This window comes from Achromobacter sp. MFA1 R4 (assembly GCF_900156745.1).
GTDB lineage: Bacteria > Pseudomonadota > Gammaproteobacteria > Burkholderiales > Burkholderiaceae_B > Achromobacter.
In genome coordinates this window covers 2193893-2211896 of record NZ_LT707065.1, presented here as the reverse complement: position 1 = coordinate 2211896, position 18004 = coordinate 2193893, and the positions used below count along the sequence as shown (strand labels likewise).

Sequence of the window (18004 nt, the reverse complement as noted above, 5' to 3'; positions counted from 1 at the left end):
TCGTCATTGGGACGGTCCCTTATCGGCCTGGCCGAGAGGGCCGCTCAAGGCGCCCGACACTGCCTGCGGACCCCGGCCGGGATCGATCCCGCCGCACGGGGTCCGCATCGATTGCCATCTGGCTCAGCCTTGCACGGGCGGGTAGTCCAGTTCGCCGGCGTCGGTCAGGCCTTGGGCGCGGGCAGCGGCCAGTTCCTGCTTGACCTGGGCACGGGTCTTGTCGCCGGCGTGGGCAAACGCGGTCGCGGCATAGCCTTCTTCGCCGAACACCAGTTCGCCGTTGGCGCGGGCCTCAGCCAGTTCCTGCTGCACCTGGGCGCGGGTGACCGTGCTTTGGGTGTTCAGGGCGGGCGGATAGTCCAGCTCGCCAGCCTGGGCGGCGCCGATGAAGGAAGCGGAAAGGATCAGGGCGGAAATGAGGGTCTTCATGAGGATTCTCCAGATAGTGTGGGGTGATGCGTCGTGGTCGGATTAAAGCTATCTATATATAGATAGATACGAGGTCGAAAAAAAATCAGCCTTGGACGGGCGGGTAGTCCAGTTCGCCACCTTCGGTCAGGCCCTGGGCGCGCGCGGCGGCCAGTTCTTGCTTGATCTGGGCGCGGGTCTTGTCGCCTGCCTGAGCGATCGGGGCGGCGGCGTAGCCTTCTTCGCCGAACACCAGCTCACCGTTGGCGCGGGCTTCAGCCAGTTCCTGCTGCACTTGGGCGCGGGTGACCGTGCTGTGCGTGTCCAGGGCGGGCGGGTAGTCCAGTTCGCCGGCTTGGGCGGCGCCGATGAAGGAAGCGGAAAGAATCAGGGCGGATACGAGGGTCTTCATGGTCAATCTCCGAGTTGAAAGTTGCAGTGTGCGTTTCAGTTAGCTATCTACTTATAGGTAGATGAAAAGGGAAATAAAAAAGCGGTCCTACTGTATTTCTGGTTTCGGCGCCGGGCGGTTTTGGTTGGGTGGGCTGCGTCGATGGATGAATCTTACCTACTACTAGATAGACAGCACAAGCCGGTAAAGTGAAACAATTTATGTCTGACTCGGAAATGCCACGTATCGGACCTTGCCGTCCGCTCACCAAGACCGCGGAGAAGCGCCGTACCGCGCCTTGAAGATCTTGCTGAAATGGCTAAGGCTCGAATACCCGAGATCCCCGGCCGCCTGCGTCACGCTCATGCCGCCGCGCAGCAATTCCGCGGCTCTCGCCAGCCGCACATCGCTCAGGTACGCGTGCACCGATCGGCCCACGGTTTCCCGCATCAATTGCTGCAGGCGTTTTTCCGACAACCCCACCATCCGCGCCAGACGGCCAGGCGGCCATTGTTCCGTACAGCGTTCACGCAACAGCAGACACGCTTCATGCAACCGCCGGTGTTCCAGCCCGGCCAGGCTCTTCGGCAATTCGGGCACGGACAACAGTTGCACGAAGGCCGCCAGCATTTCCAATGACTTGGCGCGATACCAGAGTCGACGTGCTTCGGGCGCCGACGGCGCATCGCGGGAGAGTGCGCCGGCCAACGCCAGCAGGCTGGCGGGCGCGTCCAGCGTGGCCACCAGCGAACCGTGCGCCGGCACACTCACATCGTGGGAAAACCGCTGCCGCAACAGGGCGATGGGCGCCGTGTCGCCCGCCCGCGCCAAGGCGTCTGGAGTAAAGCGGATATCCACCATTCGCACCCGCTGCTTCGCAAACAGATGCGTGGTCCAGCCCACCGCCTGCTCGTGGTTGAACAGCAAGGCCGCGCCGCCCGACAGGTTCAACGGCTTGCCTCCGTCCAGCGCCAGGATCGCGCCGCCCTCCAACCACACCTGCATGCCGAACACCGGCGCGCCGGGCGCCGGCAGGGTCAGCGCCCCCGATGGGCAGCCATCCAACACCACGACGCTGACGCCTTCCTCGACGCGATGCACGCACTGGATGACGTTTTCCCAGTCGTCGGTCTGAGGCACCGTCGGGAGTGTGCCGCGCCACCACTCGTGGGGCTTGGCAGGCGCGGTGTACGGATCGAGCAGAGGCACGACGGGCAAGGACGCAGGGACGCGGGCGGGCATGGATTACAGGCGCTTCGCGCCAAGTGCAGCAAAACCGTCAATCGGCGCCGGGAAATCGTCAGACACGCGGCGGCTCTTCTGGAATCATGCCGTCGCGCAGGAATGATTCTTGTTAATTATAAATTGATCAAGAGGTATCAACGTGTCCTTTACCGTCAAGCCGCCCCCGTTGGCATTGCTCGCAGCCCTGGTCGCGTCCGCGCCGGTTGCCGCGCAAACGGCTCCCTCTGCCTCGGCGGGCGTCTCCACGCTGGCCCCGGTCCTGGTGCAGGGCACGACCGACGCCTCGGCAACGTCCGGCGGCGATTACGTCGCCACGCGCAGCCGATCCGGCACCAAGTCGGATGCCGCATTGATCGATACCCCCCAGACCATCAATGTCATCACCCGGACGGAAATGGACCAGCGCGGCGTCACCTCCCTCGCGCAGGCCGTCCGCTACACGCCAGGGGTTTTCGCCCAGTACGGTGACAACGACGTGCGCTACGACTGGCTGACGATCCGCGGGTTCACCCCGTCGCGCTACCTGGACGGACTGCTGCTGCCCTTCGGCGCGCGCGGCTATGCCCAGCCGCGCATCGACACCTATGGACTGGAACGGATTGAGATCCTGAAGGGGCCTTCGTCCGGCCTGTATGGCCAAAGCGCTCCGGGCGGCCTGGTGAACATGACCAGCAAACGCCCCACCGCCGAACCGTTCAATGAAGTGGTCCTGCAGGCCGGCAGCTTCAACCGGTATCAGGGGTCGTTCGATTTCTCGGGCCCGGCCGACGAGGCGGGCCAGTTCCTGTACCGCCTGACCGGCACATTGCGCGACAGCGACACGCAGTACCAGCATGTCGACGACGACCGCCAGTTCATCGCACCCAGCTTCACCTGGCGCCCATCGTCCGACACCAGCCTGAACGTCAGCGCGCAATACCAGAAGATCACCAGCCACGGCGGCGGCGGCGCGCCCGTGCTGCCGGTCATCGGGACACTGGAGAAAAGCAGCGCCGGCTACATTCCCCGCGACCGCTTCGTGGGCGAACCGGGCTACGACATCTTCACCAATGAACAAACCATGATCGGCTACACGCTGGACCACCGCGTGAACGACACGTGGAGCCTGCGGCAAAGCGCGCGCTATACCAACGTCGACACCAACACGCGCCGCGTGCAGATCGGCGCCATGGTGTCGGAGACGCAGGCCATCCGCTACGCCTGGGCCTTCCCCGAAACGTCGCATGCGTTCCAGATCGACAACCAGGTCAATGCCAAATTCACGGCCGGCCCGACGCGCCACGACCTCACGATGGGCCTGGATTATCTGCGGGAAAAATCGCGCTACAACGAAAGCAGCCTGGGCCTGATGATGCCCCCCGCCTATCCGCTGTTCGACGTCTTCGACCCCGTCTACGGAGCGTCGGTAACGCGCCCGCCCACGGCCACCAAGATCAACATGACGCGCAGTCAGATCGGCGTCTACGCGCAAGACCAGATCGAACTGGACCGGCTGCTGCTTACGCTCGCCGGCCGCTACGACTGGACCGACGGCACGACCGACACCGGCGCGCGCGGCAGCGCCGGCCAATGGAACTGGTCCTCCCGGGATGCCGATGCCAACCGTTTCACCGGCCGTCTCGGCGTCACGTATCGCTTTGACAACGGCCTGGCGCCCTACCTGAGCTACTCCACGTCGTTCCAGCCCGTGACGGGCGTCATGCGCGATGGCTCGCCCCTCAAGCCCACGACCGGCGAACAATATGAGGCCGGCGTGAAATTCCAGCCCAACGGCTACGCCAGCTTCGTGACGCTGTCGGCGTTTCAGATCAACCAGAACAACGTCAGCACGCCGGACCCGGTCAACACCAGCTTTGTCGTGCAGACCGGCCAGGTTCAGGTGCAGGGCATCGAGCTGGAAGGCAAGGCCAGTTTCGACAACGGCCTGGACCTGACCCTGTCCTATGCGCTCAGCGACAGCGAGATCACCCAGAGCAACGTTGCCGCGCAACGCGGCAATCAACTGAACTTCGTGCCGCGCCACCAGGCGGCGCTATGGGCCGACTACACCCTGCGCGACGGTCCGTTGCAGGGGGTCGGCCTGGGCGCGGGCGTGACGTACCGGGGCGGCTTTTACGGCGATCTGAACAACAACTACGCCATTCCGGCCGTCACCCTGGTCGACGCCGCCATCCGCTACGACCTGGGCCGCGCCAGCCCTGCGCTCGCTGGCGCGCAGGTGGCCTTGAACGTCTCCAATCTGTTCGACAAACGCTACGTCGCCAACTGCCTGGGCACCGCCGTGAGCTGCTACTGGGGCGCGGAACGCACGGTCATGGCGACCCTGCGGTATCGCTGGTGAACCCCGGGCCTGGGCTCACGACGAGAGTTCCCGCATGACGGCATACAGGTCCGCCTTGCCCTCAAAGCCGATGCCCGGCAGATCGGGCATCGTCACGTAGCCGCCTTCCACCTTGACGCCATCCGGGAAGCCGCCGAACGGCTGGAACAGGCCGGGATAGCTCTCGTTGCCGCCCAGGCCCAGGCCCGCCGCGATGTTCAGCGACATCTGGTGCCCGCCATGCGGCACGCACCGGCTGGCCGACCAGCCATGCTGGCGCAGCATCGCCAGCGTGCGCAGGTACTCCACCAGGCCATAGCTGAGCGCGCAGTCGAACTGGAGGTAATCGCGGTCGGGCCGCATGCCGCCATAACGGATCAGGTTGCGCGCGTCCTGCATCGAGAACAGGTTCTCGCCCGTCGCCATCGGCTTGTCGTAGTAATTGCGCAGCGTCGCCTGCAGCTCGAAATCCAGCGGATCGCCCGCCTCTTCATACCAGAAGAGGTCGTACTGCGACAGCGCCTTGGCGTAGGCGATGGCCGTGTCCAGGTCGAAGCGGCCATTCGCGTCGACGGCCAGTTTCTGGCCATCCTGCAACACGCTCAGCACCGAATCGATGCGGCGCAGGTCCTCCTCCAGGGATGCGCCGCCGATCTTCTTTTTCACCACCGTATAGCCGCGATCAAGGTAGCTACGCATCTCGTCCTTGAGCCTGGCGTGGTCCTGGCCGGGGTGGTAATACCCGCCCGCGGCGTACACAAACACCCGGCGGTCCGGCTGGCCATTGCCATAGCGTTCGGCCAGCAACTGGAACAGCGGCTTGCCCTCGATCTTCGCGACCGCGTCCCACACCGCCATGTCGATGGTGCCGATCGCGACCGAACGCTCGCCGTGGCCGCCGGGCTTCTCGTTCTTGAACATGGCGTCCCAGACCTTGTGCGGATCCAGGTTGCGTCCGGTGGCGTCGACCAGCGAATCCGGGTCTGCCTCCAGCACGCGCGGAATGAACCGCTCGCGCATCAGCTTGCCCTGCCCGTAGCGGCCGTTCGAGTTGAAGCCGTAGCCGACCACCGGCTTGCCGTCGCGGATCACGTCGGTGATCACGGCCACCAGGCTCAGCGTCATCTTGCTGAAGTCGATATAGGCGTTGCGGATGGGCGAACTGATGGGCAGGGTCTGCTCGCGGATGTCGACGATTCTCATGGTTTGTCTCCGATTCTCAGGGCTGGCCTCCGTCAGGGGCGGCCGGGGGAATCGATAGGTTAGAGGCGCCAGTCTGACCTAGAATTCACTCACATTCATTTGATTATTAACTTTCAGTGAAAGCCGACCTGGCCTCCGAGCTGCAGTTCTTCGTGCTGATCGCCCGGCAGGGCAGTCTGTCGGCCGCGGCGCGGCAGTTGGACCTGACGCCGCCCGCGGCCACCAAGCGCCTGGCGCTGATGGAAAAGCGCCTCGGCGTGCGGCTGGTCAACCGGACCACGCGCAGCATCAGCCTGACCAACGAAGGCGAGACCTATCTCGCCTACGCCACGCGGATCCTGGCCGACCTGCGCGAGATGGAAGACGTGGTCTCCCGCAGCAGCGCCCAACCGCGCGGCCTCATCCGCGTCAATGCCACGCTGGGCTTCGGCCGCACGACCATCGCGCCGCTGGTGTCCGAGTTCGCGAAACGCTTTCCGCAGGTCCAGGTCGAGCTGGACGTGACGGACAGGCCCGTCGACCTGGTGGAAGGCGGCTTCGACCTGGCCATCCGCTTCGGAACGCTGCCCGACAAACGCCTCGCCGCCCGGCGCATCATGACCAACCGCCGCTTCCTGTGCGCCTCGCCGCGCTACCTGCAGACCCACGGCACGCCCGCCGCCTTGGCCGACCTGGCGCATCACCACTGCATCCTCCACCGGCAGAACGACGAGGCGCACGGCGTCTGGCGCTTCACACACAAGGGCCGCGTCGAGGGGGTGAAAGTGGAAGGCGGCCTGTCCAGCAACGACGGCGACATCGTGCTGGGCTGGGCGCTGGACGGACACGGCATCCTCATCCGGTCGGAGTGGGATCTGGCCAAGTACCTGGAAAGCGGCAGGCTGCGGGTGGTGCTGCCGGACTTCACGCTGCCCTCGGCCGACCTGTTCGTCTACTACCCGCAACGCCGCAACCAGACGGCGAGGACGCGCGCGTTCATCGATTTTCTGGTCGAGGCGTTCCAGCCAGACGCAACGGGGGCTGTGGCGGGCAGGCCGGGGCCGTAACAAACCCGGGAGCGCCGAACCGCCCCCGGCACGATCCGAACCGCCAAAATGAAAACCCCCGGTATTTCCAGAAGGAAAGCCGGGGGTCGCATGCCCTGCTTCGCGGCGCGAAGGCAGGACGGTGAGACGATTAGACGGTCAGAACGGAATATCGTCGTCCATATCCGCCAGATTGGCGCCGCTGCTGGCCGGGGCCGCCGCGGGTGCCGGACGCTGCTGGGGCGCAGGACGCTGCGCCGGGGCGGCGCGCTGCTGGCGCGGTGCGTCGTCGTAGCCGCCACCGCCGTAGCTGCCGCCGCCACCGCCGCCGCCGTCTTCGCGGCCGCCCAGCATCTGCATCTGGTCGGCGACGATTTCGGTGCTGTAGCGGTCAGCGCCGGTGTCCTTGTCTTGCCACTTGCGCGTCTTGAGACGGCCTTCGATGTACACCGAGCGGCCCTTCTTCAGGTATTCGCCGGCGATTTCCGCCAGGCGGTTGTACATGACGACGCGGTGCCATTCGGTCTCTTCGCGCTTCTCGCCGCTGGCCTTGTCCTTCCAGGAGGAGGTCGTGGCGATCGACATATTGCAGATTGCCGCCCCGTCGGGGCTGTAGCGGACTTCCGGGTCGCGACCCAGATTGCCCACGAGTATGACTTTGTTAACCGATGCCATGCCGATGTCCCTCTGTTGTTGACAGCCTGCGCCTGTGCGTTGCCGCGAGCGCGCCGGCAACAACATAAAAAGCGATGTTGAAGACGGCTTCATGAAACTCGCCGGTCATCATAGCGATGACCGGCGATGCCAGGTGAAGCCCGTGTTGATCCGTATTATCGACGAAAGCGCGCCCCGCGCCAAACGGGATCCGTGACAAAACGCTCACCCCTGGCAAACGAATTCGCCGCTGTTGGACGCCGTTCGCGGCCAGATCGGCGACTTTCCCCGTACCGCGGGAAAGCCCCAGCCATCAGGCCAGGGGCCGCAGCGCCCAGGTGACCGCCAGCCAGATCGCCGACAGGACCGCCGCGGCGACGAACACCGCGCTGGAACCCGAGTTCGCCGCCAGCCAACCGCCCAGGGCGCCGCCCGTGAACAGGCCCGCGGCCTGCGCGGTGTTGTAGAAGCCCAGCGCCAGCCCCTTGTAGGCCTGCGGCGCCACGCGCGAGACCAACGAGGGCTGCAGGGCCTCCAGCACGTTGAAGGCCACGAAAAAGCCCGTCAGCGCCACGGCCAGTGAGTAAAAACCGTGGCTGGCCGCCGGCAGCAGCGCGCATACCAGCACCAGGCCGGCTACCGACGCGCGCAAGGCGCCGCGATGCGCCCGGCGCTTTTCCGCGACAAACACCACGGGCACCATCAGCACGAAGGACACCAGGATGACCGGCAGGTAGACCTTCCACAGGTCGCGCGCGTCCAGCCCGCCCACTTTCGCCAGCAGCGCGGGCACCACGACGAACAGCGACACCTGGATCAGGTGCAGCACGAAGACACCGAAATTCAGGCGCAGCAGGTCGCGATGGGTCAGGACTTCCCGGGGCTTGGCGGCCTGCATGGTGCGCGCCTGCGTGCGGGGCACCACCGGCACCACCCAGCGCGCCACGGCCAGGCAGATGACGCCCAGGCAGGCGATGGTCCAGAACAGGCCCGACAGCCCCCACCACCCCACCAGCACGGGCGAGAGCACCAGCGATACGGCGAAAGACAGGCCGATCGACGCGCCCACCATGGCCATCGCGCGCGTGCGCACCTCGTCGCGGGTGGCGTCGGCCAGCCAGGCGGTGACGGCGGCCGATATCGCGCCGGCGCCCTGGATGGCGCGGCCTATTGTGATCCAGAAGACGTCCGTGGCCTGCGCGCAGACGATGCTGCCCGCCACGAAGAGCAGCAGGCCGAACAGCACGACGGGCCGGCGCCCCCAGCGGTCGGACGCGAGGCCGAAGGGAATCTGCATGAAGGCCTGGGTCAGGCCGTACATGCCCAGCGCCAGGCCGACCCGGGCCGGATCGTCGCCGCCCGGCATGCCGCTTGCGGCAACGGCAAACACGGGCAGCAACAGGAACAGTCCCAGCATCCGCGCGGCGAACAGGCCGGCCAGGGCCACGCTGGCGCGGCGCTCGGAAGGGGTCAATTTCAGTTTTTTATCTGCCGGCATGCGGAAATTTCAACAATGACTAGGGCGGCGCGCATGCGTCTCATGTCATACGCTCACGGTCTGATTCTTGCGGTGCGGCGCCGGCCTCGGCCCAGTCCAACCATGCGGACGACCTTGAACGCCAGAGGATTCGGCGCGCTATAGTACCAAGTTGGCCTTTGAATCCGCTGAAATCCGCCCAAAAGGCGCACGGGCTCAAAGGCGCCATCGACGACGCAACTGGACGTTAACCAATACCGACGTGACCATACGCATCCGGGGTGCCCGCACCCACAATCTCAAGAACGTCTCCCTGGACCTGCCGCGCCACAAGCTGGTGGTCGTCACGGGCCTGTCCGGGTCGGGCAAATCCTCGCTGGCGTTCGACACGCTGTATGCGGAGGGCCAGCGGCGCTACGTGGAAAGCCTTTCCGCCTACGCCCGCCAGTTCCTGCAACTGATGGACAAACCGGACGTGGATCTCATCGAAGGCCTGTCGCCGGCCATTTCGATCGAGCAGAAGGCCGCGGGGCACAATCCCCGCTCCACCGTCGGCACCATCACCGAAATCCACGACTACCTGCGCCTGCTTTACGCGCGCGTCGGCACGCCCTATTGCCCCGACCACGGCCTGCCGCTGCAGGCCCAGAGCGTCAGCCAGATGGTGGACGCGGTGCTGGGCTGGACGCCCGAGACGCGGCTGGCGGTGCTGGCTCCCATCGCGCGCGGCAAGAAAGGCAGCTTCGAGGACGAATGCGCCAGCCTGCAGGCGCAAGGCTACGTGCGCCTGCGCGTCGACGGCCAGATGATGGAAATCGACGGCATGGCGCCGCTCAAGAAGACCGAAAAGCACGACATCGACGTCGTGATCGACCGTCTGCGCATCCGGCCCGAAGGCAAGCAGCGCCTGGCCGAAAGCTTCGAGACCGCGCTACAGCTTGCCGAAGGCCGCGCGCTGGCGCTGGACATGGACAGCGAACGCGAGCAGGTCTTCTCCAGCCGCTATGCCTGCCCGGTGTGCAGCCACAGCCTGCCCGAGCTGGAGCCGCGCCTCTTCAGCTTCAACAATCCCATGGGCGCCTGCCCCAGTTGCGACGGCATCGGCCAGGTCGGCTTCTTCGATCCCAAGCGGGTCGTCGCCTTTCCGGAACTGAGCCTGGCGGCCGGCGCGATCCGCGGCTGGGACCGCCGCAACGCGTTCACGCACTCGCTGCTGACCAGTCTTGCGGCCCACTACGAATTCGACATCGAGGCGCCCTTCGAGGACCTGCCCGAAGCGCTGCGCGACAAGGTGCTGTACGGTTCGGGCGATGAAGAGATTTCGTTCCTCTACCTGAACGAGAAAGGCCGCAGCACGGTCAAGCGCCACACCTTCGAAGGCGTGATCCCGAACCTGGAGCGCCGCTGGCGCGAAACGGACTCGGCGACGGTGCGCGAAGAACTGGGCAAGTACCGCAACATCAAGACCTGCCCGGACTGCGCCGGCTCGCGCCTGCGTCCCGAAGCGCGCAACGTGCTGATCGGCCATGACCCGCGCGGCGGCGAGCGCCACGGCCAGGCCATCTACGAAGTCGAGGCCATGCCGCTGTCGAGCTGCCTGGACTGGTTCCGCAACCTGAGCCTGACCGGCGCCAAGCAGGAGATCGCGCAACGCATCGTGCGCGAGATCGAGGCGCGCCTGAGCTTCCTGAACAACGTCGGCCTGAACTACCTGTCGCTGGACCGCAGCGCGGACACGATCTCCGGCGGCGAGGCGCAGCGCATCCGGCTGGCCAGCCAGATCGGCTCGGGCCTGACCGGCGTGATGTACGTGCTGGACGAGCCCTCCATCGGCCTGCACCAGCGCGACAACGACCGCCTCATCGGCACCCTGCAGCACCTGCGCGACCTCGGCAACAGCGTCATCGTCGTCGAGCACGACGAAGACATGATCCGCATGGCCGACTGGGTCGTGGACATGGGCCCCGGCGCGGGCGAACACGGCGGCGAGGTCGTCGCCCAGGGCGCCCCCGACACCGTGCAGCGCGACCCCAATTCGCTGACGGGCCAGTACCTGAGCGGCGCCCGCGCCATCGCCATCCCGAAGCGCCGGCCGGTCGATGACGAACTGCCCTGGCTGACGCTCACCGGCGCCAGCGGCAACAACCTGAAGGACGTGGAGCTGCGCGTGCCCGCGGGGCGCCTGGTCTGCGTGACGGGCGTGTCCGGTTCGGGCAAATCCACGCTCATCAACGATACGCTGGCGGTGGCCGTGTCGCGCCAGCTCCATCACGCGCAAAGCGAGCCCGCGCCTTATGTGTCGATGCAGGGCCTGGAGAATTTCGACAAGATCATCAGCGTCGACCAAAGCCCCATCGGCCGCACGCCGCGCAGCAACCCCGCCACTTATACGGGCCTGTTCACGCCGATCCGCGAGCTTTTCGCCGGCGTGCCGGAAGCGCGCACGCGCGGCTACGATCCCGGCCGGTTCAGCTTCAACGTCAAGGGCGGCCGCTGCGAAGCCTGCCAGGGCGATGGCGTGGTCAAGGTCGAGATGCACTTCCTGCCCGACATGTACGTGCCCTGCGACGTCTGCCATGGCAAGCGCTACAACCGCGAAACGCTCGAGATCCGCTACCGCGGCCGCAACATCAGCGAGGTGCTGGACCTGACCGTGGAGCAGGCGCTCGAATATTTCGAATCGGTGCCGGCCATCTCGCGCAAGCTGCACACGCTCATCGACGTGGGCCTGTCGTACATCCGCCTGGGCCAGAGCGCGACCACGCTGTCGGGCGGCGAGGCGCAGCGCGTGAAGCTGTCGCAGGAGCTGTCGCGCCGCAGCACCGGCCGCACGCTGTACATCCTGGACGAGCCCACCACCGGCCTGCATTTCCGCGATATCGAACTGCTGCTGCAGGTTCTGAACCAACTGGTCGACGCCGGCAACACCGTGCTCATCATCGAGCACAACCTGGACGTCATCAAGACGGCCGACTGGGTGGTCGACATGGGTCCCGAAGGCGGCGACGGCGGCGGCCGCGTCGTGGCGCAAGGCACGCCGGAGACGGTCGCGGCCGCAACGGCCAGCCACACCGGCCAGTACCTGGGCAAGCTTCTGCGCCGCAAGCCGGGCGACTGATCACCAACCTTCCCTTCTTGGAAAGCACCAGCATGTACACCTTGATCATCGGCAACAAGAATTACTCTTCCTGGTCCATGCGTCCGTGGATCGCGTTGCGCCAGGCGGGCATCCCGTTCACGGAGCAGAAGGTGGGACTCTTCACCGAGGAGTTCTCGCAACGCGTGGGCGCGGTGTCGCCCGCCGGCCTGGTGCCCGTGCTGCTGGACGGCGATTTCGCGGTCTGGGATACGCTGGCCATCTGCGAATACGCCGCCGAGCGCCATCCCGAGGCGGGCTTGTGGCCCAAGGACGCAAAAGCCCGCGCGCGGGCGCGGTCGCTTGCCGCGCAGATGCACAGCGGTTTCAGCGCCCTGCGCCAGGCCATGCCCATGAATATCGAGGCCAGCCTGCCCGGCATCGACTTCCCCGAGGCGGCGCTCGCCGACGTCGCGCGGGTACAGGCCATCTGGCAGGAAACGCGGGCGCAGTTCGGCCAGGGCGGCCCGTTCCTGTTTGGCGCGTTCTCGATTGCCGATGCGTTCTTCGCGCCGGTGGTCTCGCGCTTTACCACCTACGGCATCGCCGCGTCGGGGCCGGTGCGCGAATACATGGATGCCGTGCTGGCGCTGCCGGCGATGCAGGAATGGACGCGCGACGCGCTCGCCGAGGCCACCTTCGTCGAGGCGGACGAGCCCTACCGCAAGCACCGCTGAACGCCCGCCCGGGCGCCCGCTACGCCATGTCGAACAGGCGCTTGTGCTCGCGGATGGCGTAGCGGTCGGTCATGCCCGCGATGTAGTCGGCGATGGCCCGGGCCTGTTCATTGAAGTGGGCGCGGCGGTAATCGGGCGGCAGCAGCCGCGGATCGTCCAGGAACGCCGCAAACAGATCGCGCACGATGCGCCGGGCCTTGCGGGTCATGCGCAGCACGCGATAGTGCCGGTACAGGTTGTCGAACAGGAATTTCTTCAGGGTGTCGGCTTCGCGGCGGATCTCGTCGGAAAACCCTGCCAGCGGCGGCGAGCGCCGCACATCGTCCGCGCTGGCCGGCGCCGCATCGCGGATGCGCGCAAGCGACGTTCGCGTGAGATCGACGATCAGCGTATTGATCATGCGGCGTATCGTCTCGGACACCGCTCGGCGCGGCGCCAGGCCGGGATAGCGATCCAGCACATAGGCGTGATGGCGCTCGAAGATCGACACGTCCTTCAACTGTTCCAGCGTGATGAGCCCCGAGCGCAGGCCGTCGTCGACGTCGTGGTTGTTGTAGGCGATTTCATCGGCCAGGTTGGCCAGCTGCGCCTCCAGTGACGGCTGCGTGCGGTTCAGGAACCGTTCGCCCACGTCTCCCAGCATCCGGGCATGGGCGACAGAGCAATGCTTGAGTATGCCCTCGCGCGTTTCGAAGCACAGGTTCAGGCCGTTGAAGTCCGCGTAGCGCTCTTCCAGCTCATCCACCACGCGCAGGCTCTGCAGGTTGTGCTCGAAGCCCCCGGCCTCGGGCGCCAGCTCGCGCATGCAGGCGTTCAGTTCGTCCTGGCCGGCATGGCCGAAGGGCGTATGGCCCAGGTCGTGCGCAAGCGAAATGGCTTCGGTCAGGTCTTCGGACAGCCCCATGCTGCGCGCCAGCGTGCGCGCGATCTGCGCCACTTCCAGACTGTGCGTCAGACGCGTGCGAAAGAGGTCGCCTTCGTGGTTGACGAAGACCTGCGTCTTGTACTCCAGCCGCCGGAACGCGCCCGAGTGGACGATGCGATCGCGGTCGCGCTGGAATTCGGTGCGGTTTTCCGGCGGCGGCTCGGCGTGGGCCCGGCCGCGCGATCGGGACGGGTGGGAAGCATAGGAAGCCAGTTCATTCATCTGCAACACCGTCCGTCGCTGCGTTTACCGGGTGGTTCGCGCCAGCACGGCGCGCACCGCGTCGTCGGGCGCCGGCCGGGTCACGGCCTCGCCGATCCGCGTCATGAGCACGTAGCGGATCGAGCCGCCTTCGGTCTTCTTGTCCACCTGCATCAGATCGAGCCAGCGGTCGGCGCCCAGGTCGGGCGCCACGGCCGGACACCCGATGGCCTGCACCAGCGCGCGCACGCGCTCCACGTCGCCGCGATCAAATCCGGCCACGTCCGCCGACAGCTCGGCCGCCTGCACCATGCCGCAGCCCACCGCCTCGCCATGCAGCCAAGCGCCATAGCCCAGGCCCGATTCGATCGCGTGGCCGAACGTGTGCCCCAGATTCAGGATGGCGCGCAGGCCGGACTCGCGTTCGTCCTTGCCCACCACCTGCGCCTTCAGCTCGCAGGAGCGGCGGATCGCATACGCGACGGCCTCGCGGTCCAGGGCGCGCAGCTTCTGCGCGTTGTCCTCGCACCAGCGCCAGAACTCGGGGTCCAGGATGAGGCCGTACTTGATGACTTCGGCCAGGCCCGCCGACACTTCGCGCGCCGGCAGGGTGCCCAGCACGTCGGTGTCGATTTCGACCGCGATCGGCTGGTAGAACGCGCCGATCATGTTCTTGCCGAGCGGATGGTTCACGGCGGTCTTGCCGCCCACCGAGGAGTCCACCTGCGCCAGCAGCGTCGTGGGCACCTGCAGAAAGCGCACCCCCCGCATGTACACGGCGGCCGCAAAGCCCGTCATATCGCCGATGACGCCCCCGCCCAGCGCGACCAGGACGCAGCGGCGGTCCAGCCGGTTGCCCAGCAGCGCATCGAAGATCAGGTTCAGCGACTGCCAGTCCTTGTAGGCTTCGCCGTCAGGCAGTTCGATACGCAGCACGCGCTTGCCCGTGCGCGCCAGCGCGGCTTCGGCTCGCTCGGCGTACAGCGCCGCCACGGTCGGGTTGGTGACCACCGCGATCGCGGTCGCGTCCGCGGGGATGCATTGATCCAGGGCGTCCAGGCGGCCGGGACCGATGTGGATCGGATAGCTTCCGCCCGGGGTTTCGACGTCGACAACGTTCATAGGTGCTTCTCGAAAGCTTGTAATTGCGGCAGCAGCGCCTTGACCAGGGTGTGGATGGGCATCGACCCCGTTTCCACCACCAGATCGGCCACTTCCTTGTAGAGCGGTTCGCGCTGGGTCATCAGGTCGCGCAGGGTGCCGCGGGGATCGGCGGTGGCCAGCAGGGGCCGGTTGCGGTCGCGGCAGGTCCGGCGGAACAATTCGTCCACGCTGGCCCTCAAATAGACCACAATGCCGCGTTCGCGCAGAAGCTGCCGGTTTTCGGCGGCCAGGATGGCGCCGCCGCCGGTGGCAAGAATTATGTTGCGCCGTTGGGTACACTCTTCCAAGGCGGCGGACTCTCGGCGACGAAAACCGGCTTCGCCCTCGATTTCGAAGATTACCGGCACCCGCACGCCGCAACGCGCCTCGAGCTCATGATCCAGATCCATAAAGTCGCGCCCCAGCGCCCGCGCCAGGCTACGGCCGATGGTCGTCTTGCCGGCCCCCATCATCCCGACCAAAAATACCGGCAGGTCGTGCGGCAACGACACGGTCTTGCCTGCGCACTGGACGGCGCAAGGCGGGCTTTCGGGCGCTGCGTCGGCGCGCGCCGGGTCCGGGGCAGCCTCCGGACATGAGTTAGCGGCAAAGTTCATGCCGGCATTATCACATTTGCCGCCAGTTGCCCGCGCACCACACTGAACTATTTTGTTACAGAAACCGATCCCCCGCGATAAGGCGGGCCCGGAGATACCCGTAAAATCGCCGCGATGAGCAAGCCCCAGAATTCCTCCAAAAAAGACAAGCCCGCCAGCAGCGGCTCCCCGATACTGCGGTTCTTCGTTAAAACCGGCATCCTTTTCGCCGGCCTGTTCCTGTGCGGCGTACTGCTCGCGGGAATGGCGCTGGCGCTTGCCTGGCCCAATCTGCCCGATCTGAACGCCATGACGGACTATCGGCCGCGAGTGCCGCTGCGCGTCTACACGGCGGACCGCGTCCTCATCGGCGAATTCGGCGAAGAACGCCGCAACGTGCTGCGCTTCAACGAAATCCCGGATGTCATGAAATCCGCGGTGCTGGCGGCCGAAGACGACCGCTTCTACCAGCACGGCGGCATCGACTGGATGGGCGTGGTGCGCGCGGGCCTGGCCAACCTGGTCAGCATGTCCAAGACGCAGGGCGCCAGCACGATCACGATGCAGGTCGCGCGCAACTTCTACCTGTCATCCGAAAAGACCTACTCGCGCAAGTTCTATGAACTGCTGCTGACCTTCAAGATTGAATCCGAGCTCACCAAGGACCAGATCCTCGAGCTCTACATGAACCAGATCTACCTGGGCCATCGCGCCTACGGTTTCGCGGCCGCCTCGCGCACGTACTTCGGCAAGCCGCTCGCGGAAGTCACGCCGGCCGAAGCCGCCATGCTGGCCGGCATTCCCAAGGCCCCTTCGCGCTTCAACCCCATCGCCAACCGCCCCCGCGCCGAACTGCGCCAGCGGTACGTGCTGGGCCGCATGCACTCGCTGGGCTACCTGACCGAGCCGGAATACAAGCAGGCGATGGCGCAGCCGATCGTCATGAAGTCCGCCGAAGGCACGCCGGCAGGCGGTTACTCCATCCATGGCGAATACGTGGCCGAGCTGGCGCGCCAGCTCCTCTACAACGTGTACCAGGACAACGTGTATTCGCGCGGCCTGAACATCTACACGACCGTCCAGTCCAAGGACCAGGAAGCGGCCTACCGCGCCGTGCGCGAAGGCGTGCTGGAATACACGCGCCGCGCGCCCTACCCCGGTCCGGAAGAACAGCTCGACCTGCCCCCGGGCACCGAGAACAACCCCGCCGCGCTGGACGAGTTCCTGGACGGCGTGTTCGACAAGTTTTCCGACAGCGGCGACCTCCTGACCGCCGTGGTGCTGTCGGCCAGCCCCACGGAAGTGAAGCTGGCGCGCAGCTCGCGCGAGATCATCACCGTCACCGACAAGAAGGTGCTGGGCGTGGTGGCCCGCGCGCTCAACGACAAGGCCAAGCCGGAGCAGCGCATCAAGCGCGGCTCGGTCGTCTACATCCGCAAGTTCGGCGACAACTGGGAAATCATCAACCTGCCTTCCGTGCAGGCGGCCTTCGTGTCGCTGTCGCCGCAGGACGGCGCCATCCGCGCCATGGTGGGCGGGTTCGATTTCTATCGGGGCAACTTCAACCGCGTGACGCAGGCATGGCGCCAGCCGGGCTCGAACATCAAGCCCTTCATCTACGCCGCCTCGCTCGAACGCGGGCTTACGCCGGGCACGCAGATTTCGGACCAGCCGTTCGAACTGACCGCCGCGCAGACCGGCTCCAAGGCCTGGAACCCGAAGAACTACGGCAACCAGTACGAGCCCATGCTGACGCTGCGCCAAGGCCTGTACAAGTCCAAGAACATGGTGTCGATCCGCATCCTGCAGGCCATCGGCCCGCAGTATGCGCAGGACTACCTCACCCGCTTCGGCTTCGACAAGGCCCGCCAGCCCGCCGTGCTGCCGCTGGCGCTGGGCGCGGGCTCGGTCACGCCGCTGCAACTGGCCGGCGCGTTCTCGGTGTTCGCCAATGGCGGCTACCGCGTCACGCCCTTCCTGATCGATCGCGTCACCGACAGCAGCGGCAAGGTCATCATGCAGTCCAAGCCGGTCGTCGCCGGCGACGCCGCCGCCCGCGCCATCGACCCGCGCACCGCCTGGGTCATGGATGACATCCTGCGCGGCGTGGCCACCTACGGCACGGCGGCGCGCGCCCGGGTGCTGCTCAAGCGCAGCGACATCGCCGGCAAGACCGGCACGACCAACGAATCCGTGGATGCGTGGTTCTCCGGCTACACCCCCAGCCTCGTGGCCACCGCCTGGCTGGGCTTTGACCAGCCCAAGTCGCTGGGCTCGCGCGAGACCGGCGGCGGCGTGGCCATGCCGATCTGGGTGGACTACATGCAGGAAGTCCTGAAGGGCGTGCCGGAAGAAAAGCCGCGTCCGCGTCCCGAGGGCCTGCTCGTCGAAGGCGGCGAGTTCTATTTCTCGGAATTCCCGCCCGGACAGGCCGTGGCCCGCCTTGGGCTGCCAGAGGCCGACACGTTGGGTGAGTTCCTCAATGGCCTGACCAGCAGTTCGGGCGAGGACACCCGGATCAAGGTCGCGCCAGGCGTGGGAACGCAGACCAACACGCCCTGGTCGCAGAAGATTCCCTTCTGACGAAAAAATGGCCGGCCTGA

General features: G+C 66.2%; 14 protein-coding genes. 5 read left to right on the top strand and 9 right to left on the bottom strand.

The window, feature by feature from the left end; genetic code table 11:
* Positions 1 to 123: 123 nt before the first annotated feature.
* The 3 genes from BXA00_RS10035 to BXA00_RS10025 form a co-directional block, all read right to left on the bottom strand.
* Positions 124 to 429: a DUF4148 domain-containing protein gene (locus tag BXA00_RS10035; protein WP_076518357.1), complete on the bottom strand. Its 306-nt coding sequence runs from the start codon at positions 427 to 429 to the stop codon at positions 124 to 126.
* Between the two features lie 85 nt (positions 430 to 514).
* Complete coding sequence (locus BXA00_RS10030; RefSeq protein ID WP_076518356.1) at positions 515 to 820, bottom strand: DUF4148 domain-containing protein; 306 nt, start codon at positions 818 to 820, stop codon at positions 515 to 517.
* Positions 821 to 1063: 243 nt separating this feature from the next.
* On the bottom strand, positions 1064 to 2041 hold the full coding sequence (locus BXA00_RS10025) for an AraC family transcriptional regulator (RefSeq protein ID WP_076518355.1): 978 nt from the start codon (positions 2039 to 2041) through the stop codon (positions 1064 to 1066).
* Positions 2042 to 2183: 142 nt separating this feature from the next.
* On the opposite strand from BXA00_RS10025, the gene BXA00_RS10020 reads away from it, so the two are divergent.
* Positions 2184 to 4385, top strand: a complete 2202-nt coding sequence (locus tag BXA00_RS10020) for a TonB-dependent siderophore receptor (RefSeq protein WP_076518354.1) — start codon at positions 2184 to 2186, stop codon at positions 4383 to 4385.
* Positions 4386 to 4400: 15 nt separating this feature from the next.
* Here BXA00_RS10020 and BXA00_RS10015 read toward each other — a convergent pair whose 3' ends face one another.
* On the bottom strand, positions 4401 to 5567 hold the full coding sequence (locus tag BXA00_RS10015; RefSeq protein WP_076518353.1) for a mandelate racemase/muconate lactonizing enzyme family protein: 1167 nt from the start codon (positions 5565 to 5567) through the stop codon (positions 4401 to 4403).
* A 116-nt stretch (positions 5568 to 5683) separates the two neighbouring features.
* On the opposite strand from BXA00_RS10015, the gene BXA00_RS10010 reads away from it, so the two are divergent.
* Positions 5684 to 6613 carry a LysR family transcriptional regulator gene (locus tag BXA00_RS10010; protein WP_076518352.1) on the top strand — a complete coding sequence of 310 codons (930 nt, stop codon included), beginning with the start codon at positions 5684 to 5686 and terminating at the stop codon, positions 6611 to 6613.
* Between the two features lie 138 nt (positions 6614 to 6751).
* Here BXA00_RS10010 and ssb read toward each other — a convergent pair whose 3' ends face one another.
* Together ssb and BXA00_RS10000 are read right to left on the bottom strand one after the other, a co-directional pair.
* Positions 6752 to 7267: a single-stranded DNA-binding protein gene (ssb, locus tag BXA00_RS10005; RefSeq protein ID WP_076518351.1), complete on the bottom strand. Its 516-nt coding sequence runs from the start codon at positions 7265 to 7267 to the stop codon at positions 6752 to 6754.
* A gap of 292 nt (positions 7268 to 7559) precedes the next feature.
* Positions 7560 to 8744 carry an MFS transporter gene (locus BXA00_RS10000; protein ID WP_076518350.1) on the bottom strand — a complete coding sequence of 395 codons (1185 nt, stop codon included), beginning with the start codon at positions 8742 to 8744 and terminating at the stop codon, positions 7560 to 7562.
* A gap of 241 nt (positions 8745 to 8985) precedes the next feature.
* Here BXA00_RS10000 and uvrA point away from each other — a divergent pair, with 241 nt between their 5' ends.
* Together uvrA and BXA00_RS09990 are read left to right on the top strand one after the other, a co-directional pair.
* A complete protein-coding gene (gene uvrA, locus BXA00_RS09995; RefSeq protein ID WP_076518349.1) occupies positions 8986 to 11841 on the top strand; it encodes an excinuclease ABC subunit UvrA in 2856 nt (951 codons plus the stop codon).
* Positions 11842 to 11873: 32 nt separating this feature from the next.
* The gene (locus BXA00_RS09990) at positions 11874 to 12536 is read left to right on the top strand and encodes a glutathione S-transferase family protein (protein WP_076518348.1); all 663 of its coding nucleotides are present in this window, start codon (positions 11874 to 11876) and stop codon (positions 12534 to 12536) included.
* Positions 12537 to 12555: 19 nt separating this feature from the next.
* Here BXA00_RS09990 and BXA00_RS09985 read toward each other — a convergent pair whose 3' ends face one another.
* Genes BXA00_RS09985 through BXA00_RS09975 form a run of 3 tightly spaced genes read right to left on the bottom strand, consistent with a single transcriptional unit; the run spans position 12556 to position 15422 of the window.
* Positions 12556 to 13683 (bottom strand): deoxyguanosinetriphosphate triphosphohydrolase, encoded by a 1128-nt coding sequence (locus tag BXA00_RS09985; protein ID WP_076521888.1) that lies wholly within the window; start codon positions 13681 to 13683, stop codon positions 12556 to 12558.
* A 24-nt stretch (positions 13684 to 13707) separates the two neighbouring features.
* Entirely contained in the window at positions 13708 to 14784 is a 1077-nt protein-coding gene (gene aroB, locus BXA00_RS09980) for a 3-dehydroquinate synthase (protein WP_076518347.1), read from the bottom strand.
* Positions 14781 to 15422 (bottom strand): shikimate kinase, encoded by a 642-nt coding sequence (locus tag BXA00_RS09975; protein ID WP_076518346.1) that lies wholly within the window; start codon positions 15420 to 15422, stop codon positions 14781 to 14783. The genes aroB and BXA00_RS09975 overlap by 4 nt, the downstream gene beginning before the upstream one ends.
* A gap of 114 nt (positions 15423 to 15536) precedes the next feature.
* Here BXA00_RS09975 and BXA00_RS09970 point away from each other — a divergent pair, with 114 nt between their 5' ends.
* Positions 15537 to 17984 (top strand): penicillin-binding protein 1A, encoded by a 2448-nt coding sequence (locus BXA00_RS09970; protein ID WP_076518345.1) that lies wholly within the window; start codon positions 15537 to 15539, stop codon positions 17982 to 17984.
* Positions 17985 to 18004 lie beyond the last annotated feature (20 nt).

Bases quoted from the DNA above. Each gene is read 5' to 3' on its own strand.
- BXA00_RS10035 (WP_076518357.1), bottom strand. From the start codon at position 429: ATGAAGACCCTCATTTCCGCCCTGATCCTTTCCGCTTCCTTCATCGGC.
- BXA00_RS10030 (WP_076518356.1), bottom strand. From the start codon at position 820: ATGAAGACCCTCGTATCCGCCCTGATTCTTTCCGCTTCCTTCATCGGC.
- BXA00_RS10025 (WP_076518355.1), bottom strand. From the start codon at position 2,041: ATGCCCGCCCGCGTCCCTGCGTCCTTGCCCGTCGTGCCTCTGCTCGAT.
- BXA00_RS10015 (WP_076518353.1), bottom strand. From the start codon at position 5,567: ATGAGAATCGTCGACATCCGCGAGCAGACCCTGCCCATCAGTTCGCCC.
- ssb (WP_076518351.1), bottom strand. From the start codon at position 7,267: ATGGCATCGGTTAACAAAGTCATACTCGTGGGCAATCTGGGTCGCGAC.
- BXA00_RS10000 (WP_076518350.1), bottom strand. From the start codon at position 8,744: ATGCCGGCAGATAAAAAACTGAAATTGACCCCTTCCGAGCGCCGCGCC.
- BXA00_RS09990 (WP_076518348.1), top strand. From the start codon at position 11,874: ATGTACACCTTGATCATCGGCAACAAGAATTACTCTTCCTGGTCCATG.
- BXA00_RS09985 (WP_076521888.1), bottom strand. From the start codon at position 13,683: ATGAATGAACTGGCTTCCTATGCTTCCCACCCGTCCCGATCGCGCGGC.
- aroB (WP_076518347.1), bottom strand. From the start codon at position 14,784: ATGAACGTTGTCGACGTCGAAACCCCGGGCGGAAGCTATCCGATCCAC.
- BXA00_RS09975 (WP_076518346.1), bottom strand. From the start codon at position 15,422: ATGAACTTTGCCGCTAACTCATGTCCGGAGGCTGCCCCGGACCCGGCG.
- BXA00_RS09970 (WP_076518345.1), top strand. From the start codon at position 15,537: ATGAGCAAGCCCCAGAATTCCTCCAAAAAAGACAAGCCCGCCAGCAGC.